Below are 23,563 nucleotides of genomic sequence, written 5' to 3' on the forward strand. Positions count from 1 at the left end.
GTGTCGTCCCCGTCAGCGGGGCCTGTGGCGTGCGCTGGCGGGGACGACTCGAAAGTGGGGGTCAGTGACCGCAGGTGCAGGCGTCACCGCCGCCGCAGCAGGCGGATCCGGATCCGGTCGCGGCGTGCGCCTGCGAAGACTCGGGCACGTCCATGCCGGGGTTCTGATCGAGGAAGCCGTACGGGCGGAACGCGAAGCCGGCGGTGTCGACGGGCATGATCGGCCAGTCCTCGGGGCGCGGGAAGTGCGTGAGTCCGAACGTGTGCCAGAGCACGAGGTCGGCGCCATCAGGGCCGTCCAGGGGCGCGTCGCCCGCGGAGTACTCGGGAAGGCCTGACCCGCCCTGGTGCGCGTTCGGATAGCGGCCGGCGGGCCACAGCTCGCCTTCGCGGTGCGCGGTGGCCCAGAGGTGCTTTGTCGCGAACGCCGCGCGCGCCGCGACCGAGGAGGCCGGGTCCGCCATGAGCAGCGCGGTCGGCTGCGGCACGAGCTGATACGCGGTCGCGCGGCCTACGGCGTTCGTGTGCGAGGCGCTCTGCACCTCCCAGACCCGGGCGACCGAGGTGTCGGCGTCGCGCTGCGCCGCGGACTCGGAGCCGAGCGCGGTCTCGGTCCAGCTGAACGCGTTGCCGAACGGGTTCTCCGGGCCCATCGGCACGCGCTGCGCGTCGACCTCGACGAGACGGTTGTCGGATCCGTCGACCGCGACGTCCAGCCGCGCGCAGAACAGGTGCTGGTGCACGGGGGCGAACACGCCGGGGGCGAGCTCGGTGGCGTGACGCTGCGGGACACCGGGTTCGCCGGCGCCCACGAACACGATGCCCGTGGCCTTCGCGATCACCTCGATCGTGCCGTCCAGGCCGAAGTTCCAGTAGAAGCCGTAGTCGTAGTTGCCGATCGTGGAGAAGTACGAGACGACGAAGCGGCGCGCCCGGCGCACATCGGAGCGGCCCTCGAGATTCGTATGCTTCCAGAGGATCCCGGTGTCCTCCTCGTGCATGCAGATGACGTTCGGGATCCGCACCGGGTGCCCCTGGTCGTCGGCGACATAGCCGTCCAGGTAGCGGATCACGCCGAGGCAGTCGCAGCCGAGCTCGAGGTGGTTCGCGTTCTTGCCGAGCAGGTATTCGCCGGCGTCGAAGTAGCTGATCCAGAAGCGACCCGGTGCGGTGTCGCCGTAGGGGACGACCATCTCCGGCACGCTCGCACGGTTCAGCACCGGCCGGCCGTCGAACGTCACGTCGTGCAGCACGAGGCCCTCGCGGGCGTTGAAGCTCACCCGCATCGACCAGTTCTCCCACTCGACGAGGGATCCGGTCACGGAGAAGCTCGGCCCCTCGGGCTGGACGATCTCGATCGGCTTGAGGGACGTGCGCGCCTCGCCCTGCACCTCGGGGTAGTAGTTGCCGTGTCCGGCGGGCACGGGGACGTCGCCGATGTCCTCGACGCGGATCACGCTGTTCGACGTGAGGTCGATGTGCACGATGAGCCCCTCGACCGGGTGCGCCCAGGGCGAGTCGTTCTCGTCGTAGCGCAGGAACGTGAGCGATCGGATCACCCGGCGCCCGACCTCGTCGGCGCGGCCCGTGTAGCCCGGGGCGAGCGGCCCGCAGAAGGCGAGGTCGATGTGCTCGGCGAGTCCACGGCGCTCCATCGCGGCGCGCCATTCCGGGGAGGCCTTGGCGATGGACTCGGCGCGCTCGTACTCCTCGAAGAGGTACTGCGGCTGACCGTAGGGCGGGGCGTCGTTCGGCACGCGTTCGGTGCGCAGCACCTCGCCGCGGGTGATCGAGACCACGACCTCGGTCGCGACGCCGGTCGTGGTCTCGAGCAGGGTGGCGTCGATGCGGCGGTCGATCGGGGCGCCGGGTGCCCAGGCGGCGAGCTCGGCCCGCGTCGGCTCGTCCGGCAGCAGCATCGGCACGCGCACGGTGTCGCCGAGCAGGCCCGCTGATGCGAGGATCGCGCGGGCGGCGGCGATCTCGGGCCCGGTGAGGGGATCCAGCGGATGCGGCGTCGGGATGGCGTCGAGCGTGATCGGCTGCGGGGCGTGGTGGGGCATCGTCGACCTCTGCGGTTTAGTTGAGCGATTGCTCAAGAAACGGGTTGGCTCGATGATAGGCCGCGCAGGGGCGCGGGCGCAACGGGCGGATCCGCGCGCCGTCACGGGGTGCAGCGTGTGACGATCGGCGCAGCGTGTGGCGATCAGCACACGGATCGGCGCCATTCCTGTGCTGATCGTCGCGGAGTGCGCCGATCGTGACACGGCGTGGGGTGGCTGTGGGCCCTCAGGTGCGCCAGGGGTGCAGGATCGCGGCGAGCACGCGCAGGTGCGTGGCGGCGTCCGCCGGCTCGGCGACCTCGACGATCTGCTGCCCGTACGTGATCGCGCGCAGGAGTGCCAGCACGTCGTCGAGTGGAGTGTCCGCCCGCAGTTCGCCGTCGGCGACGGCCTGTTCGAGTGCTTCGGAGGTCTCCGTGCGCCAGAGCGGGATCGTCGGAGCGGACGCCTCGGCGGTGGGCGCGATCGAGGCGAGGCGCCCCCAGAACCCCACCACGACATGCGCTTCGGTGCGCGTGGTGGCGTCGACCGGTAGCACCTCGCGCATGATCGCCTCCAGGCGTGCGAGCCCGCGCAGGCCTTCGGTCGCCGTGCGGATCCGCTCCTCGGTACGGCGGGTGACTTCGGCCGCTGCGGCGCGGATCACGTCGTCGAAGCCGTCGAAGTAGTGCCACAGGGACCCGACGGCGACGCCCAGCTCGCGCGCCACGGCCCGCGAGTTCACCCCGTCGTGGCCGTCGCGGGCGGCGACGGCCAGCAGCGCCGCGGCGATGTCGCGCCGGCGCGCATCGTGATCGACGACTCTGGGCATGCGTCCATCCTGGCGCAGATTCCGCGATGGCCGTCCGCGCATCCGGTGGCGCGCGGATGGGATCCGGCGCCCCCGGTCCCCGATCGGTCGCCGAGATCCGGATGCCTCCCGGGGGTATTGTTTTTGAGCGTTCGATCAATAACACTGTTCGGATGCTCCACACGGCAGCGACGGTGCTGATGATCGGATCCGCGATCGCGGCGGCGGCGTGCTGCCTCGGTGCCGGGCGCGTCGTGCCCAGCGCGGTGCCGTGGCAGGCGCGGCAGAGCGCCGTGGTGATGGCCCTCGGCATGGTCGCCTTGTGTGCGGGCGGCCACGACGCCCGCATCCCGCTGCTGGTCGCGGTCTCGGGGATCGTCTCCGCGATGCTGGGCGTGGCGGGAACACGCGGGCGGACGCACGCCGACGCCTGCTTCCACCGCGCGCTCGGCGGCGTGGTGATGGCGGTATGCGCTCTGGCGATGCTGCGCACCGAGGTCGTCACGGGCGCGAATCCGGGCTCGACCGGCGGCGTCGCCGCGGCGACGGCCGCGGGCCCGGGGCATGCCGGTCACGGCGGGATCGTGCCGCTGTCCGTGGTGGCGGCGGCCGCAGTCGCCGTGCTGCTCGGGCTCATGCTCGTCGCGCGGGTGCGGCACCGCGCGGTTCTCGGCCGTGCCGCAGCGGTCGGTGCTCGCGCGACAGCGCGCGTCGTGGCTGTCGCCGCCGGTGGCGCGTCTTCCGGTCGGGCGGTGACGCGGGGGAGCGGGGTGCTCAACGGGTGGATCCTGCTCGAGGCGGAGGGCGCGGCGATGGCGGTGTCCATGGTCGTGATGGGCGCGATGGTGCTCGTGATCTGAGGTGCAGGCGGCGCCTCGCGGCCCGGCTTCCCGCGTATCGTTCGGATCCCGTACATTCTGATGCATGACCTTCTCCGGCACGGCTGCGATCGACCTGGGTAAATCGCTGTGCCGCGCTCGGCTGACGAACGACGGGGACGGGATGCGCCGCGAGGGCGGGGGCGCGCCGGGACTGGCGGCCCGCGACGGTGTGGCGCTGGCTCTGGCCTCGATCCTGCCGCTGCTAGCCGACGTCCGCCCGTCGCGGATCGGCGTGGGCGCGGCCGGAGCGATGTACGCGGCGGCCGAGGCCGATGCGCTCGCGCGCGCGATCGCCGAGGACCGCGGCGCGCCCGTCGCCGTCGCATCCGACGTGGTCACCGCGCACGTCGGCGCTCTCGGCGGGGAGGCGGGTGTGCTGCTCATCGCAGGCACGGGCGCGGTCGGCCTCGGCGTCACGGCCGATGCGCATCGCAGCGTGGACGGCTGGGGTCCGGATCTCGGGGACCTCGGAAGCGGGTCCTGGCTCGGTCGCGAGGGTGTGCGGGCCGTGCTCCGTGCCAGGGACGGGCTGGCGCCGGAGACCGTGCTGACGGACGTGCTGACCCTGCTCATCGGCGACGGGACGTCGCCGATCGCCTGGGTGGGCGGCGCTGCGGCACCGGCCCGGTTGCTGGCGACCTTCGCGCCTGCCGTGCTCGATGCCGCCGACCAGGGCGATGCGGCCGCCTGCGGGATCCGCGATGAAGCAGCCCGGCTGCTCGCCGAGACCGCGCTCGCCGCGTCCGGTGGGTCCTCCCTGGTCGCACTGCACGGCGGGCTGACCAGGCATGACGGATTCCGCGCCGCCGTCGAGTCCGCGCTCGCAGCCCGCGGACTCGAAGCTGTCCCCGCCCGTGGCGATGCGCTCGACGGCGCCGCCATGATCGCCGAGGGGCGCGCCCCTCTCCACGAAAGGTTCGTGCACCGTGCCGAATGAGAGCTTGCCCGACGAGGCCGTTCCGGCCACTGCCGCCGCGACCGACGACGCCCGCCTCGCGGCGCTGATCGGAGAGCTGTCGCACCTGTCCACCGAACAGGCCGACACCTCCCGGGGCGATCTCGATCTGCTGCCGACGCTCGACCTCGTGCGGGCGATGAACGCCGAGGACCGGCGCGTGCCGGAGGCGATCGCGGCTCAGGCCGAGCGGATCGTCGAGGCCGTCGACGGCATCACCGAGCGCTTCCGGCGCGGCGGACGGCTGATCTACATCGGCGCGGGAACCGCGGGTCGCGTCGGAGTGCTCGATGCCTCCGAGTGCCCGCCCACGTTCGGCACGGATCCGGGAATGGTCGTCGGCATCATCGCCGGCGGTGAGACGGCGATCCGCGACGCCGTGGAGAACGCCGAGGACGACGACCGCGCCGCGGCAGAGTCCTTGCGCGCGCTCGGACTGGGCGAGAACGACACCGTCGTCGGGATCTCGGCCTCGGGGCGCACCCCCTACGTGCTCGGCGGACTCGCCTACGCGCGAGAGGCGGGTGCGTTCACCGTCGCCATCGCCGCCAACGCCGGATCCGCCATCGGCGCCGCCGCCGACGTGCCGATCGAGGTCGTCGTGGGTCCCGAGTTCGTGACGGGATCCACCCGGCTCAAGGCCGGTACGGCGCAGAAGCTCGTGGTGAACATGCTCTCCACGCTGTCGATGATCCGCCTCGGCAAGACCTACCGCGGCGTCATGGTCGACCTGCAGGCCACGAACGAGAAACTGCGGGCCCGGTCGGTGCGCACGCTCATTCAGCTCAGCGGTGCGGCGCAGGATGACGCGGTGCGTGCGCTGACCGAGGCCGGGGGATCCGTCAAGCTCGCCCTGCTCGTGCTCTTCACGGGCGCCTCTGCGGAGGTCGCCGCACCGGCGCTCGCGGCCTCGGACGGGATCCTCCGCGACGCGATCGCCGCGCTCGGCTGAATCCCCAGGGGTCAGCGCGCCGGAGGCGCCGGCGTGCTCTCCACCGTCTGGCGCGCGGCCGGGCGCACGGCGAACCACGCGATCAACGCCGCCACGAGTGCGGCGGCAGCCATCGTGACGCCCATCGTCACCGCGTTCGCACCGCCGATGCCGACGGCGAGCGGTGACAGCAGCGGCCCGACCAGGAACGTCGACATGCCGAGCAGGGCGGAGGCCGTGCCGGCGCGGGCTCCGTGATGCGCGAGCGCGAGGGCCGACGAGTTCGGACCTCCCAGACCCGCACAGAGCATGAATCCGACGAGCGCCGCGGCGAATCCCCAGACACCTGCACCGAGCAGGGCGAGCGTCGCGAGGACGACGGTGGCGATCGCCGTCGCGGTGACACCCAGCAGGTAGACGCGCAGCGGGCCGGTGCGGCGCACGATCAGCCGGCTCGCCTGGCTGCCCGCGATGTTCGCGAGCGCGCCGAGTGCGAAGGCGAGGCTGAACCCCTGCGGATCCAGCCCGAACTCATCCTGCAGCACGAACGAGGTCATCGACAGGTAGGTGAAGAACGCCACACCGCCGCCGGCCCCCGCGCACAGCACCGCGAGGAACAGGCGATCCCGCAGGACCGCGCCGGTGTGCGCGCCGAGCTCTCGAACGCCGCCCGCGTGACGATCGGAGGGTTCGAGCGTCTCGGGGAGCGCGAGGAGCACGACCAGCAGGAGGGCGACGCCGATCCCTGCGAGCACGCCGAAGATCCCGCGCCAGTCCATGATCCGTGCCAGCTGGCCGCCGACGACGGGCGCGACCACCGGGGCGGCCCCGGAGACGAGGAACAGCAGCGACAGCATGCGGCTGAGCTCTGCGCCCGCGAACTGGTCGCGGGCGATGGCGAGGCAGATCACGATGCCGGCGGATCCGGCGAGTCCCTGCAGGAAGCGAGCGATCAGGAGCACTTCGATCCCCGGAGCGATCGCGCACACGAGCGACAGCACCGCGAAGGCCGAGACGCCCACCAGGAGCGGACGGCGCCGGCCGAAGCGGTCGCTGAGCGGCCCTGCGGCGAGCTGGCCGAGTCCGAGGCCCACCATGCACGCCGACATCGTGGCCTGCGCCAGCGCGTCGCTCGTGCCGAGTGCTGTGGCGAGCTGCGGCAGCTGCGGCAGGTACAGGTCCATCGACAGCGGGCCGAACGCCTCCAGCAGGCCGAGCACGAGCATCGCGCGCAGCGTGCTCATGCGGGGGCGGGCGAGCACCCCGCTCATCCGTCGAGCCGCAGCACGCGGCGCAGCCAGCTCTCGCGTGCCGCGTTCGCGGCGACCGACACCACGGCGTCGGGGGAGAAGCCGTGGAACCCGTGGTAGCCGCCGGCCCAGACGTGCAGTTCGGCCTGCCCGCCGGTGGCCCAGATCCGGGAGGCGTAGTCGACGGCCTCATCGCGGAACGTCTCGGCCGCCCCGACCTCGATGTACGCCGGGGGGAGGCCGGCGAGATCGGTCGCGCGGGCCGGCGCCGTGTACGGCGACACCAGGTCGGTGAACCGGTCCCCGCCGGCGATCGCGGTCCAGGCGGTGTCGTTGTTGTTGCGGTCCCAGGCACCGATGCCGTCGTACTGCCGAGCGGACACGGTCTCGTTGCGGTCGTCGAGCATGGGGCAGCCCAGCAGCTGGCCGGCGAGCCGCGGGCCGTTGCGGTCGCGGGCGAGAAGGGCCACCGCGGCGGAGAGGCCGCCGCCGGCGCTCTGCCCGGAGGCGACGATGCGCGCCGGGTCGATCCCGAGCTCGCCGGCGTGCGCGGCCATCCACTCCAGCGCCGCGTAGCAGTCCTCCGCCTGTGCCGGACCGGGATGCTCCGGGGCGAGGCGGTACTCGACCGCGACGCCCACGACGCCGTGCCGCTCGGCGAGGTCGATGAGCTCGGGCGTGCCGAAGAAGCGGGTGCCGAGCACCATGCCGCCGCCGTGGATGGACAGCACGGCGGGGGCCGGATCCGGGGTGGGGGCCGCGGGGCGCACGATCGTGATCTCGACGTCGGGGGCGCCCGCAGGGCCGGGGATCGACCGGTCCTCGAAGGTCACGGCCCTGCCCTCGGCCTGCACCGCGATCGGCGGGATGATCGTCGCGAAGTGCGCGCGGTTGGCGAGGATCGTGTCGGCGCGCAGCGGGATGATCTCGACGAGGTCGAGGAACGCCGCGAGCCCGTCGACGAGCTCGGGGTCGTAGGGCACGGGGGCGACGGATCCGATCGCGGTCTCGCTCGCGGCCATCATGCGCCCCAGATCCGGCGCAGCCAGCTGGCCCGCGCGGCCAGCGCGGCGCGCGAGATCTCGGCATCGGGCATGTACATGTCGAAGCCGTGCGCGCCGCCGCCCCAGACATGAAGCTCGGCCTGTCCGCCCGTGGCCCAGATCCGCAGCGCGTACTGGGTGTCCTCATCGCGGAACATCTCCGCCTCGCCGACCTCGATGAACGCCGGGGCGAGGCGCGAGACGTCGGCGGCGTGGGTCGGCGCGGCGTAGCCGGAGGCCTCGGGGCTGAACGCCAGGTCCTCGCCGAGCAGGCACGACCAGGCGAGCAGGTTCGCCTCGCGCTGCCAGGTGCCGATGCCGTCGTACTGCAGGCTCGACACGGTCGTGTTCGTGTTGTCGAGCATCGGGCACAGCAGGAGCTGCCCGGCCAGCGCGGGCCCCTGCCGGTCGCGGGCGAGCAGGGCGACGCCGGCGGCGAGGCAGCCGCCCGCGCTGCCGCCGCCGACGATGATCCGGTCGGCGTCGACGCCGAGCTCCGCGGCGTGGGCGTGTAGCCAGAGCAGCGCGGCGTAGCAGTCCTCGAGCCCGGCCGGGGAGGGGTGCTCCGGTGCGAGCCTGTACTCGACGTTGACCGCGACCGCGCCGTGCTCCGCCACGATGTCGACCACGCGGCCGCTCTCCCAGCTGCGGTGCCCGACGATCTGGCCGCCGCCGTGGATGTTGACGAACCCGGGGCGGAGCGATCCGGCCGCGCCACGAGGCCGGAAGATCGTGATCTCGATGTCGGGCGCCCCGGCAGGACCCGGGATCACGCGGTCCTCCCAGTCGATCGGACGCCCGGCGATCACCGTGTCGTTGTCGGGGAACATCGTGTCCGTGCCTTCGCGGGGGAGCGTGTCCCGGGTCAGCGCGGGCTGCGGGTTCTGCGCGATCGCGTCGAGCACGATCTGCACCTCGGGGTCGAACGGGACGGGGGTCACGGTCGGATAGCCGGCGGCGGTGACGGTCATGCGGTGCTGCCTTTCAGGTTGTGCGGGAGGCTCTGGCCCGAGGGGGCGGCGGGGAGTCAGGGACCTTCGGGGTCGACGACGTCGCGATCGGCCCAGAACGGCTCGACGAGCCGGCGCAGCTCGGCGGCCCCGACGCGGTCGACGAGCGCGGCGGCGTCGAGGTTCGCACGCAGCTGCGCGATGCTCGACGCGCCGAAGAGGGTCGTGACGAGGGCGGGGTGCGTGAGGGTGAACGCGATCCCGAGCTGCGCCGGGGTGACGTTGAGCGACTCCGCGAGCGCCGTGAAGGCGGGCACGTCGTCGATGATTCGCTGCCGGACGTCGCCCGGATCCCGGCCGATCTGCCGGTCGCCGTTCACCTTGCCGGCGAGCACGCCGCCCTCCAGGCAGTCCGAGGCCTGCAGGGCCAGCCCCTGCTCCCAGAGACGCGCGAACGGCGCCCCGTCCGGGATGGAGCGGCGCGAGACGCTGTACTTCAGCTGCGCGATCTGCGGTCCGGGGACGCCCTCGGCGGACGCGATGTCGATGAGCCGCTGGATGGATCCGGCGGACCAGTTGTTCACGCCCCAGGCGCGGATCAGGCCGTCGTCGGCGAGGCGGGCGAGATCGAGCACGAGGTCGCGCAGCTCCAGGTCGTCCCTGCGCAGGTCGCCGAGGATCACCAGATCCGCGTGCTCGGCCCCGACGCGGAACAGGGCGTTCTCGAGCTGCGGTCGGAAGCCGTCCGCGCCGAACGCCTCGAGCCACAGCTTCGACGACAGCAGCCATTCGTCGCGGCGCAGACCCGCCGCCCGCACCATGGCGCTGAAGATGACGTCCGTGAACGCGGGCGGCATGCCGGGCCCGGTGTAGACGCCGACGTCGAAGAGGTTCACGCCGCGGTCGACGGCCTCGCGGAGCATCGCCGTGGCGTCGCCGAAGTCCATGCGGTCGTAGGTGTGCCAGGAACCGAGCGAGAACAGCGATGCGCGGATGCCGCTCGTGCCGATCTCGCGGCGGGGGAGGGTCGGGGTCTCTGCGTTCATGGTCGCGGTCTCCTTCACAGGCGCGGGTCGATGACGGCCTTGACCTCATCGAGGTGGTGCATGTTCGCGATCTTCTTGGAGGCCTGGGCGAGTCCGACGGGGGCGCTGAACAGCTCGTCCCACGGGTAGCGGTCGGAGAAGGCCTGGAAGAAGTCGATCGAGCGGGCGTAGTCGGCGATGTCGCCGTTGAGCGAGCCGACCATGGTCAGCTCCTTGCCCATGAGGGCGCTCACGGGGAAGGCGTCTCCGACGGGACCGGTGGATCCGACGATCACGACGGTGCCGCGCGGGGCGGTCATGCCGACGGCGTCCGGCCCGACGCTCGGCGCGCCCGCGAAGTCGAACACGTGGTCGGCGCCGCGGCCGTCCGTGAGCTCCATCACCTGTGCCACGACGGGGCCTTCTCGGTAGTCCACGACCGCGTCCGCGCCGAACCGGGCGGCGAGCTCGAGCCGCGCCGCCGGGGCTCCGACCGTGATCACGCGCCCGGCGCCGGCGATCTTCGCCACCGCGGTCGCGAAGATGCCGAGGGCTCCGGCGCCCTGCACCACGACGGTGGATCCCGGGCGGATCCGCCCGCCGCGCTCGAACGCGCGCAGCACGGTCTTCGCCGCGCAGCCGGCCATCGAGGCCCAGGTGTCCTTCACCGCATCGGGCAGCAGCAGCTTCGCCGCCCCCGGCGTGACGTAGGCGTACTCGCTGAGGCCCGCGGTCGCGAACGGCGGCACGTCGGAGCGCTGCAGGAAGCCGTAGCCGCGGCGGGAGCAGTGCACGGGCTCTCGCAGCACGACGCAGCCGTAGCATTCGCCGCAGGTCGACTCGGACCACCCGATCCGGTCGCCGACGTGCAGCGGCCGGCCGAGGGCGTCGACGGTGCCGTCGCCGAGGGCGACGATCTCGCCGACCATCTCGTGGCCGAGCACCATCGGCAGCATGCCGGGGAAGGTCATCTTGCCCTCCCAGATCTCGATGTCGGTGCCGCACAGGGTCGACACCGCGATCCGCACCAGGGCGGCGCCGGGCGCGACCTCGGCCGGGAGCGGCAGATCCTGCAGGGTGAGGGGCTGGCCGTGCTCCGTGAGCACGGCCGCGCGGGTGGTGGTGGGGATGGTCATGCGGATCCTTCCGGGATCTGAAGGGGTGATCGGACCCTGGGCCGGGGCGGGGTCAGACGAGCAGCTGGCCGCCGTCGACGGGGACGGAGACGCCGGTGATGTGGCTCGCGGCGGGGCCGGCGAGGAAGACGACGAGCGGCGCGACCTGCTCGACCTCGGCGATCGCGCCGAGCGGGATCCGTGCCTCCCAGGCGGCGCGCGCCTCGGGGTCGGTCGCGAAGCCGGCGGTGAGCGGGGTGAGGATCGGGCCGGGCGCGACCGCGTTCACGCGGATCCGGCGTCCCGCCAGCTCGATCGCGGCGGTGCGGGTCATCGCGTCGACGGCGGCCTTGGTCATCTCGTAGTGCCCCATGCCGGGCGTGGGCTGGCGCCCGCCGATCGACGAGGTGTTCACGATCGCGCCGCCGTCGGGCAGGCGCGGGGCGAACTCGCGGAGCATGAGGAACGTGCCGCGGATGTTCACGGCGACGGCGGCGTCGAAGACCTCGAGCGGGACCTGCTGCTGGGTGCCGCCGCCGAGCACGACGCCGGCGTTGTTGACGAGCACGTCGATGGTGCCGAGCGAGTCTCCCGCCGCGGCGACCGAGGCGGGATCGGAGATGTCGAGCGCGAGTGCGGTGGCGTCGAGCTCCGCGGCCACCGCGGCCGCGGCGTCGGCGTTCACGTCGCCGATGATCACCTCGTCTCCGGCCTCGCGGAAGGCGGCGGCGATGCCGCGGCCGAGCCCGGAGGCTCCTCCGGTGATGAGAATGCGGCGGGGGGAGATGGTCATCTCACGTCCTCTCTGACGGGGCATCTCCGTTATATTCTACAAGCATAGAAAAACGCAACCCGGGATCCCCCTGGTCGTTGAGCGAGGACGGCGAAGCCGCCCGAGACGAAACGCCCGCAGAGCAAGGAGTACTCATGTCAGCGTCGACACTTCCGCACCGCGCCCTCGGCGGGCTCGCCGTCCCACCGCTCGCGCTGGGATCCTGGAACACCTGGGATCGGATGGATCCCGACGACGCCGTGGCGATGATCCGCCGCGCCGTCGAACTCGACGCCGGGTTCTTCGACGTCGCGTACTACAACATGGGTCCGCACGCCGAGAACTCCCGCACCGACATCCTGTTCGGCGAGGCCCTGCGGGCGAGCGGGGTCGAGCGGAGCCGGATCGTGCTGTGCGGCAAGCTCTGGCTCTGGGACTGGCCGAACCAGTCCTTCCGCGCCCAGCTCGTCGAGAGCCTGGAGCGCGCGGGCCTCGACCGCTTCGACACCCTCGTCGTCGGCGACTACTTGGACGCGCCCGACGTCGCCCGCATCGTCGCCGACGTGAACGAGCTCATCGCGGATGGCCTCGTCGGAGGCTGGGGGATCAACAACTGGCGGATCGGGCACACGAGGGCGGCCCTGGTCACCGCGGCCGACACGGGACTCGTCGGGCCGTCGTTCGCCCAGCTCAAGTACGGCATCGCCCGGCGCGCGATGGCGGAGGGTGCGTCCTACGGCCCGCTCTTCGCGGACGGGACGCTCGCGCTGCAGGCCTCGGACGTATTCGAGGGCGGAATCCTCGCGACCGGCCTCGCGCCGCAGCGCAAGATCGGCGCCGACGTGGGCGGCATCCGCGAGCGCATCCTCGCGCTGTACCCTGAGGTCGCCCGCATCGCCGACGACTTCGGGGTGACGCCCGCGGCACTCGGCATCGCGTTCTGCCTCACCCATCCGGCGGCGGCGAACGTGCTGTTCGGCGCCTCCCGGCTCGGGCAGCTCGAGCAGAATCACGCGGCGCTCGCGCTCGTCGCCGAGCGCGGGGCCGAGGTGCGCGAGGCGCTTGCCGGGCTGCAGGCCGACGTCGACGTGCGCGACGACGGAGCATGGTGAACGCGGTGGCGGGCTCCGCACGCCACCGGGACGAGAACGAGAACGGGTCCGAGGGACGAGGAGCACGCAGCATGGATGTTCAGGACGAGACGGCGCCCTCCTCCGCCTTCCGCGGGTTCGGGGGACGCGTGGGGGAGTTCACGTCGGAGTCGGAGCCGTGGTGGCCGCCGCAGCCGAGCGCGGCACCGGGGGCGCCGAATGTGATCGTGGTCCTCATCGACGATCTCGGCTTCAGCGACCTCGGCCCGTTCGGCGGCGAGATCGACACCCCGCACATCGATCGGCTGGCCGAGGAGGGGTGGACCTTCACGAACTACCGCACCGCGCCGCTGTGCTCACCCGCACGCGCCGCCCTGCTGACCGGGCTGAACCCGCACCGGGCCGGCTTCGGCCTCGTCGCCCACACGGACCCGGGCTATCCGGGGTTCTCGTGCACGCTGCCCGAGGACGCCCCCACCCTCGCCGAGTCGCTGCGGGCCGGCGGGTACGCGACGTTCATGGTCGGCAAGTGGCATCTCACCGTCGACTCCCGGCTGCACGACGGTGCGGACCGGTCGTCGTGGCCGCTGCAGCGCGGCTTCGACCGCTACTTCGGATCGATGGACGGGTTCACCTCGCTGCACCACCCGCATCGACTCGTGCAGGACAACTCCGTCGTGGACGTGCCGGAGTTCCCCGACGGGTACTTCCTCACCGACGACCTCACCGACCGCGCCATCGGGATGATCGATGACCTGCGCGCGAACGACGCGGCCAAACCGTTCTTCCTCTACTTCGCGCATACGGCCGTGCACGGGCCGATCCAGGCCAAGGAGGCCGACATCGCGAAGTACCGCGGCCGCTACGAGGCCGGGTGGAACGCGCTGCGCGACGAGCGGTTCGCCCGGCAGCGCGAACGCGGCATCGTCGCGGGCGACGCGGCGCTGCCGCAGGGTGCACTCGCGGACGAGGCGCGCATCCCGCGCTGGGACGATCTCGACGACGCGGAGCGGGAGCTGTTCGCGCGATACATGGAGGTCTACGCCGCGGCCGTGGACGAGGTCGACCAGAGCCTGGGCCGGCTGCTCGCGCACCTCGAGGAGCGCGGTGAGCGCGAGAACACCATCGTCGTGGTCGCGAGCGACAACGGCGGCACCGCGGAGGGCGGTCCGCGCGGGACCCGCAGCTACTTCGCCCAGTTCGGGAGGATGGGGCCGGATCCGGAGGGGTGGGTGCCCGACGAGCCGCGCGAGGTCGACCTGATCGGCGGTCCGCGGCTGTTCGCGCACTATCCCGCCGGCTGGGCGCGTGTCTCGAACACGCCGTTCCGCTCCTTCAAGGGATCGCTCTACGAGGGCGGGGTGCACGCCCCGCTCATCCTGTCCTGGCCCGCCGCGCCGGCGCGGATGGCGGCCGGGCTGCGCGACCAGTTCGTCTTCGTGTCGGACCTCGCCCCGACGATCCTCGACCTGACCGGGACTCCGCGGCTGGACCGCCGGCACGGGAAGGAGTCCGTGCCGAGCGACGGCCGCAGCGTCGTCGACCTGCTGAGCGACCCGAGGGCGCCGGGGAGACCGGCCCAGTACTTCGAGTGCTTCGGCAGTCGCGCACTGATCGACGACGGCTGGAAGGCGATCTCCACGACGCCGCCGACCCGGGAGCAGGGCGCGGCCGGCGGGGCCTGGGAGCTCTACCGCCTCGCGGAGGACCCGACCGAGACGCGCGACCTCGCGGCGGAGCACGGGGAGCGCGCTGCACTGCTCGCCGAGCGCTGGCGCGAGGAGGCGTGGGCGAACGCGGTCTTCCCGCTCGACGACGACGGATCCCTGCACCGGATCCGGCCCGCGACCGAGCGCCCGCTGGGTGATCCCGTCACGCTCTCGCCCTACCGGCCTCCGCTCGAGCGCTACCGCTCGGCCGCCCTGACGGTGCTGAGGTCCTTCGAGGTGCGCATCGACGTGCGCACCACGGGCGACTCCGCCGGCGTGCTCCTCGCGCACGGCGACCAGGGCGGTGGATACCTCGTCGCGATCGACGACGGCGCGCCGCTCGTGTCCTACAACGCCTACGGGCGCATGCATCGCGCCCGCGGCGCGGCGCTCGCGCCGGGCGCGCATCGCCTCGTGCTGAGGATGGCGGAGCAGGACGATCTGCGCTGGAGCGTCGAGCTCGAGGTCGACGGCGCGGCCGGCCTGCGGATCCCGTCGGTGCCGATGCTGCTGGGAATGGCACCCTTCACGGGGATCAGCGTGGGATACGACTACGGCGGTCCCGTCGATTGGGAGCTGTACGAGAAGCATCGCAGCTACCGGTTCGACGGGCCCGAGCTCGCCGTCCACTACCTGCCCGGCGCGCGTTCGGCCCACGACGTCACGGAGCTGCGCGAGATCGACCGCGAGGTCGCGCGGGTCGCGGACTGAGCGCGATTCGCCTGCGTCCGAGCCGCACGAGCGACAGCTCTGCGCGCTCGGACAAGGGTGATTCGCGCAGGGTCATGGATTCGGTCCGTCCCGTGAGAAGAACCGCTTGCGTTCTTTTTCCACACATGTAGACTAAACGCAACGACACATCGGAGTGACGTCGGTATGGCTCCCCGGAGCGCGGCCGAAGGCCCTTCGAACCCTTCTTCACCTCAACCCGCACCGAGAGAAGGAACCATGAAACGAGTGCCCCTCGCGATCGCCGCGGCCGTGGCCGCGGTCCTCGCCCTCACCAGCTGCTCCGGCGGCGGAGGCGCCACGACGCAGACGAGCGACGCCGCCGCTGTCGCGAACGCCCCCGACGACCTCAACATCGGCAACTTCCTGGACGTCACGTCCTGGGATCCGGCCCTGGCCGACATCGGCTTCGACGGGCCGTACCTGTCCGCGGTCTACGACGCCCTGGTCGCCCTCGACAAGGACGGCAAGCCGGTCCCCGCCCTCGCGGAGAAGTGGGAGGTGGCCTCCGACGACCTCAGCATCACCCTGACCCTGCACAAGGGCGGGACCTTCAGCGACGGCACCCCGGTCGACGCCGACGCGGTCGTGAAGAGCCTCGACTACCTCAAGGCGGGCGCCCGTTCCGGCGAGGCCTACACGAACGTGTCGTCCTTCGAGGCGGTGGACGACCACACGGTCAAGATCAACCTCACGCAGCGCGACGACACGATCCTCTACTTCATGGGACTCGGCCGCAGCTACGTGATGTCGCCCAAGGCGATCGCCGCGGGCACGCTCGGCAAGCAGCCGGTCGGCTCCGGCCCCTACACGCTGGACGGCGCGAAGAGCGTCGCCGGATCCGAGTACCACTTCACGAAGGTCCCCGGCTACTGGGACGCGAAGGCGTACTCGTTCAAGAACCTCGCGATCTTCCCGATCATGGACGCCACGGCGCGCCAGAACGCCATGCTCAGCGGCCAGATCAACGTGCAGTACGGCGACATCACGAACAAGGACGCGGCCCAGCAGCAGGGCTGGAACACGGTCTCGCGGGTCTCCGGCTGGGCCGGTCTCGTCATCACCGATCACACCGGCGCGAAGAACAAGGCGCTCGGCGACCTCAAGGTCCGTCAGGCGCTGAACTACGCCTTCGACGGCGCCGCGATCCTCAAGGCCGTCGGCAGCGGCGCCGGCGCCGCGACGAACCAGGTGTTCCCGGACGGCGGCTCGATCAACGACCCTTCGCTCAACAAGCAGTACGCGTACAACGTGGACAAGGCGAAGCAGCTCCTCACCGAGGCCGGCTACCCGAACGGGTTCGACATCTCGATGCCGATGTCGCCGGTGTTCGAGCAGTGGAAGCCCGCCGCGGACCAGGCGCTGACCGCGATCGGCGTCAAGGTCACCTGGGACAACATGCAGATGCCCGACTACCAGCTGAACGCGCCGAACTACCCGATGTTCATCTCGTTCCTCGCGATGGACGGCAACGAGGTGGCGACGGTGGCCCGGCAGGTCACCTCCAAGCAGTGGTTCAACCCGGCACCCGACTACGCGAGCAACGCGGTCCTCGCGCCGCTCGTGAAGAAGGTCCAGGAGACCAAGGGCGCCGACCAGACGGCGGCGATCAAGGACCTGAACAAGGCCCTGGTCGACCAGGCCTGGTGGTCGGTCTGGTACCAGGCGGACAACACCTACTACTCGGTGTCCGGCATCAAGGTCCAGCCCGTCATCGGCATGATGTTCCCGACGCTGCGCTACATCACCAAGGGCTGACGCCCCGGGGGCCCGACCCGTCGTAGGTCGGGCCCCCGTTCCTCCTCACCCCCCGAGAGGTCCTCATGCTCCTGTTCACCGCGAAGCGGCTGCTGTCCGGCATCGTGCTGCTCGTGGTCGTCTCCGTCGCGACGTTCTTCCTCGCGCACCTGGCGATCAAGGATCCGACCGCTGCGCTTCTGGGCACCACCGCGAGCCCCGCGCAGCAGGCCGCGCTGGCGACGAAGATCGGCATCGACCGTCCGCTGCTGGTGCAGTTCTGGGACTGGTTCTCGCACCTCGTCACCGGCGACTTCGGATCCTCCTGGCGCAACTTCCAGCCCGTGGGCGCCCAGCTCGCCATCAAGGTCCCGGTGACCCTCTCCGTCGTCACCTTCGCGACGCTCATCACGGCGGTGCTCGGCATCGCCTTCGGCATGATCACGGGTCTGCGCCCCGGGACCTGGTTCGACCGGATCCTCAAGGGCGTGTCCGTCGTCCTGTTCGCCCTCCCCGGCTTCTGGGTGAGCCTCGTCCTCGTGATGTGGTTCGCGGTGCAGCTGAAGTGGTTCCCCGCGGTCGGCTACGTGCAGCCGTCGCAGTCCGTCGACGGATGGATCCGCTCGCTCACGCTCCCCGCGATCTCGCTCGCGCTCGGCGGCGTGGTCGCCGTTTCGGAGCAGCTGCGCAACGCCGTGATCGCGCAGAGCCGTCAGGACTGGGTGCGCACCCTGCGCAGTCGCGGTCTGTCGCCGGCCAGGGTGAACCTGCACATCCTCCGCAACGCCTCGCCGGCAGCGCTCACCGTCATCGCCCTCATGTTCGTCGGCCTGCTCAGCGGCGCCATCGTGGTGGAGCAGATCTTCAGCCTCCCCGGCATCGGCATGCTGACCAACCAGTCCTCTCAGAACGGCGACATCCCGATGCTCCTCGGCATCACGGTGGTGTCGATCGTCTTCGTCGTGATCATCAACCTCCTGCTCGACCTCGTGCTCGGCTGGATCAACCCGAAGGTGCGCGTCGCATGACCACCACCGACATCCGCGTCGCGTTCGACCGCGCCAGGCAGCGCCGCCGCTCCGGCCTGTTCCGCCGGTTCCTCCGTCACCCCGGCGGGTACATCCCGCTCGGGATCTTCGTCCTCATCGTGCTCGTGGGCGTCTTCGCCCCGCTGCTCGCCCCGATGGATCCGAACTTCGTCGACCTCGCCGCCGCCAAGGCGCCGCCGTCCGCCGCGCACCTGCTCGGCGCCGACTCGACCGGGCGCGACATCCTCAGCCGGCTCATCTACGGGACGCGCGTCACGATCTGGGGCGCGCTCATCACGATCGTGACCGCGGTCGTGATCGGCGTCCCCTCCGGCGTCGCCGCGGGGTACTTCCGTGGCGCGTTCGACCGGATCGCGATGTGGGTCAGCGACGCGCTGCAGTCGATTCCGGGCATGATCATCCTGCTCGTGGTCGCCGCGGGCAGCCGCAACAACTTCGAGCTGCTCATGGTCACGGTCGGCGTGTTCATGGTGCCGGGCTACTTCCGCATCGCCCGGTCGCAGACCATGACCGTGCGCGAGGAGCCGTACATCGATGCGGCGCGGGTGTCGGGCCTCTCCGATGCCCGGATCATCTCCCGGCACGTCGTCACCGCCGTCTACCCGCCCGTCATCATCCAGACGGCGCTCACCGCGGGCATGGCGATGGGCATGCAGGCCGGGTTGCAGTTCCTCGGCATCGGAGACTCGAACGTGCCCAGCTGGGGCGCGATGATGCTCGAGGGCTTCCGCCTCATGCTCACCTATCCGCTCATGCTGCTGTGGCCCTCGGTCGCGCTCGGCCTGACGATCGCGGTGCTCGCGATCATGGGTTCCACCCTCGCCGAACTGGCCCAGGTGCGCACCCCGCGGCTGCGCCGCCGCCGCGCTGCGGCCACGGACGCCGCGGCCGCCGCCACTCCCGCGACGGGTACCGTGCGGCACGCGGTGGAGGGATCCGCACTGCGCGTGGAGAACCTGCGGGTGAGCCACGCGACGCCGAACGGCGTCGTCGAGGTCGTGCACGGCGTGACGCTCGACGTCGCCCCCGGCGAGGTCGTCGGGATCGTCGGCGAGTCCGGCTCCGGCAAGTCGCAGACCGTCTTCTCCGTGCTCGACCTGCTGCCCGCGAGCGGCGCGAGCACCGCCGACGCCATCCGCATCGCCGGTGAGGACGTCACGACGGCGACGCCGAAGCAGCGCCAGGCCCTGCTCGGCCGCGAGCTCGGCTATGTGCCGCAGGAGCCGATGAGCAACCTCGACCCGTCGTACACGATCGGCCACCAGCTCACCGAGCCGCTGCGCCGCGTGCACGGCATGAGCGCCGCCGATGCGAAGGCCAGGGCGCGCGAGGTGCTGCTGCGGGTGGGGCTGGCGGATCCGGACCGGGTCCTGCGCAGCTATCCGCACCAGGTCTCGGGCGGCATGGCGCAGCGCGTGCTCATCGCCGGCGCGATCTCGGGCCGGCCGTCGATCCTCATCGCCGACGAGCCCACCACCGCGCTCGATGTCACCGTGCAGGCCGAGGTGCTCGAGCTGCTGCGCGAGCTGCAGCAGGAGTACGGCATGGCACTGCTCATCGTCACGCACAACTTCGGCGTCGTCGCCGACATCTGCGACCGCGTGATCGTGATGCGCGGCGGCGAGATCGTCGAGCAGGGCGACGTGGATCCGCTGTTCGCCCACCCGCAGCAGCCGTACACGCGGGAGCTCATCGCAGCGTCCCTCGACGATGCGGCCGGGCGGGCGGAGCTCGACGCCGGCGGGCGCGCAGGACTCGACGCGGCCGATCACGAGGCCGCCGGCACGAAGAACACGACGGAGGTGCGCGCATGACGGCGCTGCTGGAAGTGCAGGACCTGGTCGTCGAGTACGGCCGCGGCCGGTCGGCGTTCCGCGCGCTGCACGGCGTCTCGATCGACGTCGCGCCCGGGGAGTGCATGGGTCTCGTCGGCGAATCCGGATCCGGCAAGTCCACGCTCGGCAAGGCCATCCTCGGCCTCGCACCCGTGACCGGCGGGAGCATCCGCTTCGACGGCAGGGACATCACGTCCCTCGGCCGCGCGGAGCGACGCGCGCTCGCCGCCGACGTGCAGGTCGTGTTCCAGGATCCGTACGGATCCCTGAACCCGGCGATGACCATCGGCGACATCCTGTCCGAGCCGCTGCTGACCAGCGGACTGGGCGGATCCGAGGCGCAGGCGCGGGTACGGGAGATGCTCAACCGGGTGCGCCTGCCCGAGACCGCGATGGACCGCTATCCGAGCGAGTTCTCCGGCGGTCAGCGTCAGCGCATCGCCATCGCCCGGGCTCTCGTGCGCCGCCCCCGCCTGATCGTGTGCGACGAGCCCGTCAGCGCCCTGGACCTCACCACGCAGGCGACGATCCTGGACCTCTTCATCGAGCTGCAGCGCGACACGGGCGTCTCCTACCTGTTCGTCTCGCACGACCTCGGCGTCGTGCGCCGGGTGTGCCACCGCGTCGCGGTGATGTACCACGGCGAGATCGTCGAGACCGGGGCGGGGGAGCAGATCACCCGCTCGCCGCGGCACCCCTATGCCGAACGCCTGCGGTTGGCCTCCCCGGTCGCCGACCCCGTGAAGCAGAGGACGCGCCGTGCCGAATGGCTGGCGCTGCGCGAGGCCGCGGATGCCCCGGTACGGTAGCAGGCAGCGATTCCGCACGTCCGCGCCCAGGTGCGCGCCGTCGCCGGACGCCACGTCGGAAGGAACCCATGCCGAAGATCATCGATCACGATCAGCGTCGTCGGGAGATCGTCGAGGTCGCCAAGGGGATCATCCTCAAGGGCGGGTTCGAAGCGGCGACCATGCGCAGCATCGCCGCCGAGGCGGGCTTCGCGAACGGCGCCCTGAAGCACTACTTCCCGGGCAAGGAGAGCATCGTCGCGGCGACGTTCGAGACCGTGCTGCACGAGCACGATCTGTGGCTGCAGGCGTCGATCTCGGCCGAACTCGATGCGGAGGAGATGCTGCGGCAAGTGCTGGTCGGCACTCTTCCGAGTGGACGCGACGAGATCGCCAGCGGGCGTGTCCTGCTCGCCCTCTGGGAGTACGCCATGTCGAACGAGTCGCTCGCCGAGCTCTACCAGGTGCACCTGGCGCGCTGGAGATCCATGCTCGTGGAGCGGATGGAGGCCGCGCGGGATGCCGGCGCGATCCGCGACCAAGACTACATCGCGATGGCGAACGAGTTCATCTCCGTCGCGGTGGGGGCGACCGTGATCAACCTCATGTATCCCGAGGGCGATCGCATCCCCGACTATCAGGCCTACATCGACCAGTTCCTCGCGCGGCTGCGCTGACCGGCTTCCGGGCGGCCTCCACGCTTCATCGAGAGGAGGGCGCCCGATGACCGGCGCACCCGAGATCGCCCTGTCCGTCGTCCGTCGGAAGGGGACCGGTCGGCCGGTCCTGTTCCTGCACGGCTTCGCATCGCGCGCCCGGCTCGACTGGCTTGCCGCGGAGTGGGGGCCGGTCCTTGCGGATCGCCCGGCCGTGCTCGTGGATCTGCCCGCGCACGGGGACAGCCCCGCGGCCGGAGTGCTCAGCACCTCGCGCGTGGTCGATCTGCTCGCGGACGCCGTCGCCACGGCCGCACCGGGGGAGGAGATCGACGTCGTCGGCTACTCGCTGGGCGCGCGTCTGGCCTGGGCGCTCGCCGGGCACCCCGCCGTCGCGGTGCGCCGTCTCGTGCTCGGCGGGCTCAGCCCGATGGAGCCGTTCGCGATGGTCGACCTGCCCGCGGCGCGCACCGCGCTCGCCGGAGGACCGGCGCCGGCGGATCCGATCACCGGCATGATCCTGGGGATGACCACGCTGCCCGGGAACCGCCCCGAGGCGCTGCTCGATCTCATCGAGGGGCTCGCGTCCGAGCCGTTCGACCCGGCCGCCGAAGCGCCCGCGCAGCCCGTGCTGCTGCTCGGCGGGACCGAGGACCCGATGGCGCAGGGCATCGACGTGCTCGCGGCGGCCGTGCCGGACTCCCGTGTCGGGCGCGTCCCCGGGGATCACCTCGCGGCCCTGCACGCCCCGGAGTTCCGCGCCGCGGTGGCGGACTTCCTGGCCTGAGTCCGGGTGCCCTGCCGGGGCCGTTGAGCGAGGACGCCGGAGGCGCCCGAGACGAAACGCGGTTCCCTGACATTCCCCTGGACACCCCTACCTGTTAATTCCTACAATCGTAGAAACACGAAAGGCATGACACATGACGACCACCCCCGACGCCGCGCGGATCCTGGACATCGCGACCGGCTACATGGCTTCGAAGCAGCTCTTCGAGGCGAGCCGGATCGGCCTGTTCGCGGCGATCGCGGACGGCGCCGACACGGTCCCGGCCATCGCCGAGCGTACCGGCGTGAGCGACCGCGTCGCGCGCATCCTGGCCGACGCGATGGCGGGCAAGGGCCTGTTGACCCGCACCGCGGGCCGCTACGCGCTCGAGCCGGACGCCGCCGCCTACCTGGCCGGTGACGCCTCGGCCCTCGACCTCGCGCCGTTCCTCACCTTCCTCGGCGAGATCAGCTACCCGCACTGGCTGCAGTTCGCACACACCGTCGACACGACCGAGCCCGGCGACCTGCAGATGGACGACGCCCGCTGGGGAACGTTCATGGCCGGCGTCATGACGTACAACGCCCTGCACGCGCAGGAGTTCGGTCGCCTCGTCGACCTCTCGGCCGCGACGAACGCGCTGGACTTCGGCGGCCTGTCGGCGGGCTTCGCGCTCGAGGCGATGCGGCGCAACCCGGGCCTGCGCACCACGTTCCTCTACGCCCCCGGGTTCGAGGGCGGCGTGGCGGAGGCGGTCGAGGCGGCGGGTGTGGCGGACCGCACCGCGGTCGAGATCGGCGACACGGCGACCACGCAGCCGCAGGGCGCTTACGACGCGGTGCTCGCGAATCACGTAATCCACCGCTTCTCCGCCGAGGAGAACGCCCAGATCTTCCGCAACCTCCGGGCCGCGGCGGTTCCGGGCGCCACCCTGACCGTGCTCGACTTCTTCCTCGACGACGATGCGTCTCAGCGCGCGATCGATGCCCTGCACGCGGGGGAGTACCTCGTGATCGACGGCACCATCGTCTACCCCGAGGCGCAGGTGCGCGGCTGGCTCGAAGACGCGGGCTGGGACGTGCGCGAGAAGATCGCCCTCCCGGCGAGCCCGCGGGTGCTCATCGCCACGGCGGTGTGAGAGCGGCGCTGCCTCGCCCCGGCTCCTGTGCGCGGCGAGTTGGCGCAGCAGGATCCGGCTCTCGCGGACGGGACCGGATCCTCGGGCGGGCGACGAGCGGACACGTCGCCCGCCCCTTTCCCGCGCGGGGGATCAGCGCCGCGGGACGTCGTGAGGCGCGCCGAGCCGCGAGAGACTGGAGAGGGGCGCCGAGTGCACGGGAAGCCGCCGAGTGCACGGCTCGTGCGCATGACGAAGCCGTGCGTTCGGCAGGATACGGTGCACTCGACGCGTCACGGCCCGGCGCGGAGC

20 protein-coding genes are annotated in these 23,563 nt (G+C 71.7%); 12 read left to right on the forward strand and 8 right to left on the reverse strand.

What is annotated here, in order from left to right:
* Positions 1-61: 61 nt before the first annotated feature.
* Both LXM50_RS16565 and LXM50_RS16570 read right to left on the reverse strand, forming a co-directional pair.
* Positions 62-2,062 (reverse strand): primary-amine oxidase, encoded by a 2,001-nt coding sequence (locus LXM50_RS16565; RefSeq protein WP_233312578.1) that lies wholly within the window; start codon positions 2,060-2,062, stop codon positions 62-64.
* A gap of 226 nt (positions 2,063-2,288) precedes the next feature.
* Complete coding sequence (locus LXM50_RS16570) at positions 2,289-2,873, reverse strand: TetR/AcrR family transcriptional regulator (protein WP_233312579.1); 585 nt, start codon at positions 2,871-2,873, stop codon at positions 2,289-2,291.
* A gap of 152 nt (positions 2,874-3,025) precedes the next feature.
* Here LXM50_RS16570 and LXM50_RS16575 point away from each other — a divergent pair, with 152 nt between their 5' ends.
* The 3 genes from LXM50_RS16575 (at position 3,026) to murQ (ending at position 5,640) form a co-directional block, all read left to right on the forward strand.
* Positions 3,026-3,712: a hypothetical protein gene (locus tag LXM50_RS16575; protein WP_233312580.1), complete on the forward strand. Its 687-nt coding sequence runs from the start codon at positions 3,026-3,028 to the stop codon at positions 3,710-3,712.
* Positions 3,713-3,776: 64 nt separating this feature from the next.
* Positions 3,777-4,670 carry an N-acetylglucosamine kinase gene (locus LXM50_RS16580; RefSeq protein ID WP_233312581.1) on the forward strand — a complete coding sequence of 298 codons (894 nt, stop codon included), beginning with the start codon at positions 3,777-3,779 and terminating at the stop codon, positions 4,668-4,670.
* Positions 4,660-5,640: an N-acetylmuramic acid 6-phosphate etherase gene (gene murQ, locus LXM50_RS16585; protein ID WP_233312582.1), complete on the forward strand. Its 981-nt coding sequence runs from the start codon at positions 4,660-4,662 to the stop codon at positions 5,638-5,640. Before LXM50_RS16580 ends, murQ begins: the two co-directional genes overlap by 11 nt.
* Before the next feature lie 11 nt (positions 5,641-5,651).
* Here the strand turns inward: murQ and LXM50_RS16590 are convergent, their stop codons facing one another.
* The 6 genes from LXM50_RS16590 to LXM50_RS16615 are packed head-to-tail and all read right to left on the reverse strand — an operon-like array spanning position 5,652 to position 11,795.
* Positions 5,652-6,890, reverse strand: a complete 1,239-nt coding sequence (locus LXM50_RS16590) for a multidrug effflux MFS transporter (protein WP_233312583.1) — start codon at positions 6,888-6,890, stop codon at positions 5,652-5,654.
* Complete coding sequence (locus LXM50_RS16595) at positions 6,887-7,894, reverse strand: alpha/beta hydrolase (RefSeq protein WP_233312584.1); 1,008 nt, start codon at positions 7,892-7,894, stop codon at positions 6,887-6,889. The genes LXM50_RS16590 and LXM50_RS16595 overlap by 4 nt, the downstream gene beginning before the upstream one ends.
* Positions 7,891-8,883 carry an alpha/beta hydrolase gene (locus tag LXM50_RS16600; protein WP_233312585.1) on the reverse strand — a complete coding sequence of 331 codons (993 nt, stop codon included), beginning with the start codon at positions 8,881-8,883 and terminating at the stop codon, positions 7,891-7,893. Before LXM50_RS16600 ends, LXM50_RS16595 begins: the two co-directional genes overlap by 4 nt.
* Positions 8,884-8,939: 56 nt before the next feature.
* Positions 8,940-9,908 carry an aldo/keto reductase gene (locus LXM50_RS16605; protein ID WP_233312586.1) on the reverse strand — a complete coding sequence of 323 codons (969 nt, stop codon included), beginning with the start codon at positions 9,906-9,908 and terminating at the stop codon, positions 8,940-8,942.
* 14 nt (positions 9,909-9,922) lie between these two features.
* Positions 9,923-11,023, reverse strand: coding sequence for a zinc-binding dehydrogenase (locus LXM50_RS16610; protein ID WP_233312587.1), 1,101 nt, complete (start codon positions 11,021-11,023; stop codon positions 9,923-9,925).
* Positions 11,024-11,075: 52 nt separating this feature from the next.
* Entirely contained in the window at positions 11,076-11,795 is a 720-nt protein-coding gene (locus LXM50_RS16615) for an SDR family NAD(P)-dependent oxidoreductase (RefSeq protein ID WP_233312588.1), read from the reverse strand.
* Positions 11,796-11,929: 134 nt separating this feature from the next.
* On the opposite strand from LXM50_RS16615, the gene LXM50_RS16620 reads away from it, so the two are divergent.
* The 9 genes from LXM50_RS16620 (at position 11,930) to LXM50_RS16660 (ending at position 23,272) form a co-directional block, all read left to right on the forward strand.
* Complete coding sequence (locus tag LXM50_RS16620) at positions 11,930-12,886, forward strand: aldo/keto reductase (protein ID WP_233312589.1); 957 nt, start codon at positions 11,930-11,932, stop codon at positions 12,884-12,886.
* Positions 12,887-12,957: 71 nt separating this feature from the next.
* Entirely contained in the window at positions 12,958-15,285 is a 2,328-nt protein-coding gene (locus LXM50_RS16625) for an arylsulfatase (RefSeq protein ID WP_233312590.1), read from the forward strand.
* Positions 15,286-15,522: 237 nt separating this feature from the next.
* Positions 15,523-17,061 carry an ABC transporter substrate-binding protein gene (locus LXM50_RS16630; protein ID WP_233312591.1) on the forward strand — a complete coding sequence of 513 codons (1,539 nt, stop codon included), beginning with the start codon at positions 15,523-15,525 and terminating at the stop codon, positions 17,059-17,061.
* A gap of 65 nt (positions 17,062-17,126) precedes the next feature.
* Positions 17,127-18,068, forward strand: coding sequence for an ABC transporter permease (locus tag LXM50_RS16635; protein WP_233312592.1), 942 nt, complete (start codon positions 17,127-17,129; stop codon positions 18,066-18,068).
* Entirely contained in the window at positions 18,065-19,903 is a 1,839-nt protein-coding gene (locus tag LXM50_RS16640) for a dipeptide/oligopeptide/nickel ABC transporter permease/ATP-binding protein (protein WP_233312593.1), read from the forward strand. The genes LXM50_RS16635 and LXM50_RS16640 overlap by 4 nt, the downstream gene beginning before the upstream one ends.
* Positions 19,900-20,733, forward strand: a complete 834-nt coding sequence (locus tag LXM50_RS16645) for an ATP-binding cassette domain-containing protein (protein WP_233312594.1) — start codon at positions 19,900-19,902, stop codon at positions 20,731-20,733. Before LXM50_RS16640 ends, LXM50_RS16645 begins: the two co-directional genes overlap by 4 nt.
* Positions 20,734-20,801: 68 nt before the next feature.
* Positions 20,802-21,389 carry a TetR/AcrR family transcriptional regulator gene (locus tag LXM50_RS16650; protein ID WP_233312595.1) on the forward strand — a complete coding sequence of 196 codons (588 nt, stop codon included), beginning with the start codon at positions 20,802-20,804 and terminating at the stop codon, positions 21,387-21,389.
* A 46-nt stretch (positions 21,390-21,435) separates the two neighbouring features.
* Entirely contained in the window at positions 21,436-22,155 is a 720-nt protein-coding gene (locus LXM50_RS16655; RefSeq protein WP_233312596.1) for an alpha/beta fold hydrolase, read from the forward strand.
* A 133-nt stretch (positions 22,156-22,288) separates the two neighbouring features.
* Positions 22,289-23,272 (forward strand): methyltransferase dimerization domain-containing protein, encoded by a 984-nt coding sequence (locus LXM50_RS16660; RefSeq protein ID WP_233312597.1) that lies wholly within the window; start codon positions 22,289-22,291, stop codon positions 23,270-23,272.
* Positions 23,273-23,563: the final 291 nt, after the last annotated feature.

The sequence above is a fragment of the Microbacterium sp. Au-Mic1 genome (genome assembly GCF_021341785.1).
Lineage (GTDB): Bacteria > Actinomycetota > Actinomycetes > Actinomycetales > Microbacteriaceae > Microbacterium.

Coding starts and splice junctions, on each gene's coding strand:
- LXM50_RS16565 (WP_233312578.1), bottom strand. CDS start 2,062: ATGCCCCACCACGCCCCGCAGCCGATCACGCTCGACGCCATCCCGACG.
- LXM50_RS16570 (WP_233312579.1), bottom strand. CDS start 2,873: ATGCCCAGAGTCGTCGATCACGATGCGCGCCGGCGCGACATCGCCGCG.
- LXM50_RS16575 (WP_233312580.1), top strand. CDS start 3,026: ATGCTCCACACGGCAGCGACGGTGCTGATGATCGGATCCGCGATCGCG.
- LXM50_RS16580 (WP_233312581.1), top strand. CDS start 3,777: ATGACCTTCTCCGGCACGGCTGCGATCGACCTGGGTAAATCGCTGTGC.
- LXM50_RS16590 (WP_233312583.1), bottom strand. CDS start 6,890: ATGAGCGGGGTGCTCGCCCGCCCCCGCATGAGCACGCTGCGCGCGATG.
- LXM50_RS16595 (WP_233312584.1), bottom strand. CDS start 7,894: ATGATGGCCGCGAGCGAGACCGCGATCGGATCCGTCGCCCCCGTGCCC.
- LXM50_RS16600 (WP_233312585.1), bottom strand. CDS start 8,883: ATGACCGTCACCGCCGCCGGCTATCCGACCGTGACCCCCGTCCCGTTC.
- LXM50_RS16605 (WP_233312586.1), bottom strand. CDS start 9,908: ATGAACGCAGAGACCCCGACCCTCCCCCGCCGCGAGATCGGCACGAGC.
- LXM50_RS16610 (WP_233312587.1), bottom strand. CDS start 11,023: ATGACCATCCCCACCACCACCCGCGCGGCCGTGCTCACGGAGCACGGC.
- LXM50_RS16615 (WP_233312588.1), bottom strand. CDS start 11,795: ATGACCATCTCCCCCCGCCGCATTCTCATCACCGGAGGAGCCTCCGGG.
- LXM50_RS16620 (WP_233312589.1), top strand. CDS start 11,930: ATGTCAGCGTCGACACTTCCGCACCGCGCCCTCGGCGGGCTCGCCGTC.
- LXM50_RS16625 (WP_233312590.1), top strand. CDS start 12,958: ATGGATGTTCAGGACGAGACGGCGCCCTCCTCCGCCTTCCGCGGGTTC.
- LXM50_RS16630 (WP_233312591.1), top strand. CDS start 15,523: ATGAAACGAGTGCCCCTCGCGATCGCCGCGGCCGTGGCCGCGGTCCTC.
- LXM50_RS16635 (WP_233312592.1), top strand. CDS start 17,127: ATGCTCCTGTTCACCGCGAAGCGGCTGCTGTCCGGCATCGTGCTGCTC.
- LXM50_RS16640 (WP_233312593.1), top strand. CDS start 18,065: ATGACCACCACCGACATCCGCGTCGCGTTCGACCGCGCCAGGCAGCGC.
- LXM50_RS16645 (WP_233312594.1), top strand. CDS start 19,900: ATGACGGCGCTGCTGGAAGTGCAGGACCTGGTCGTCGAGTACGGCCGC.
- LXM50_RS16650 (WP_233312595.1), top strand. CDS start 20,802: ATGCCGAAGATCATCGATCACGATCAGCGTCGTCGGGAGATCGTCGAG.
- LXM50_RS16655 (WP_233312596.1), top strand. CDS start 21,436: ATGACCGGCGCACCCGAGATCGCCCTGTCCGTCGTCCGTCGGAAGGGG.
- LXM50_RS16660 (WP_233312597.1), top strand. CDS start 22,289: ATGACGACCACCCCCGACGCCGCGCGGATCCTGGACATCGCGACCGGC.